Here is a 1,296-nt window from a genome sequence, read left to right as displayed (position 1 = left end):
ACCGATGTTAAAGTAACAGTATTAGCAGGTGCAACGACCGGAACAGTAAGCGTACCAACAACCATCGACACAATCGATGAGTCAGATGAGACCTTTACAATCCACAATGGAGCGGTAAGTGCAACAGGAACAATCATAGACAACAATACAGCACCAACAGTAACTGGAATCACTCCATCGATCGCCACCGAAGGCGATGCTGTAGTATTTGATTTCGAATTAAGCAATCCAAGTGCAGTAGATGTAGAGTACACCTTCACATTAAGTACAGGAACAGCTGGAAGTTCAGATTACACGACTACCGATGTTAAAGTAACAGTATTAGCAGGTGCAACGACAGGAACAGTAAGCGTGCCAACAACCATCGACACAATCGATGAATCAGATGAGACCTTCACAATCCACAATGGAGCGGTAAGTGCAACAGGAACAATCATAGACAACAATACAGCACCAACAGTAACTGGAATCACTCCATCGATCGCCACCGAAGGCGATGCTGTAGTATTTGATTTCGAGTTAAGCAATCCAAGTGCAGTAGATGTAGAGTACACCTTCACATTAAGTACAGGAACAGCTGGAAGTTCAGATTACACGACTACCGATGTTAAAGTAACAGTATTAGCAGGTGCAACGACAGGAACAGTAAGCGTACCAACAACCATCGACACAATTGATGAATCAGATGAGACCTTCACAATCCACAATGGAGCGGTAAGTGCAACAGGAACAATCATAGACAACAATACAGCACCAACAGTAACTGGAATCACTCCATCGATCGCCACCGAAGGCGATGCTGTAGTATTTGATTTCGAGTTAAGCAATCCAAGTGCAGTAGATGTAGAGTACACCTTCACATTAAGTACAGGAACAGCTGGAAGTTCAGATTACACGACTACCGATGTTAAAGTAACAGTATTAGCAGGTGCAACGACAGGAACAGTAAGCGTGCCAACAACCATCGACACAATCGATGAGTCAGATGAGACCTTCACAATCCACAATGGAGCGGTAAGTGCAACAGGAACAATCATAGACAACAATACAGCACCAACAGTAACTGGAATCACTCCATCGATCGCCACCGAAGGCGATGCTGTAGTATTTGATTTCGAGTTAAGCAATCCAAGTGCAGTAGATGTAGAGTACACCTTCACATTAAGTACAGGAACAGCTGGAAGTTCAGATTACACGACTGCCGATGTTAAAGTAACAGTATTAGCAGGTGCAACGACAGGAACAGTAAGCGTACCAACAACCATCGACACAATCGATGAGTCAGATGAGACCTTC

At 44.0% G+C, this 1,296-nt stretch carries 1 protein-coding gene; it reads left to right on the top strand.

The annotated features are described in order from the left end of the window. Positions 1 to 1,296, top strand: a 1,296-nt coding sequence (locus tag BMW63_RS17780; RefSeq protein WP_217643749.1) for a Calx-beta domain-containing protein, incomplete at both ends; no start/stop codon positions are given.

Origin of the sequence: Flavobacterium frigoris, assembly GCF_900111075.1 — a bacterium.
GTDB classification, from domain to species: domain Bacteria; phylum Bacteroidota; class Bacteroidia; order Flavobacteriales; family Flavobacteriaceae; genus Flavobacterium; species Flavobacterium frigoris.
Note: the sequence above shows the minus strand (reverse complement) of the source record. Positions and strands in the feature narration are given on the sequence as shown.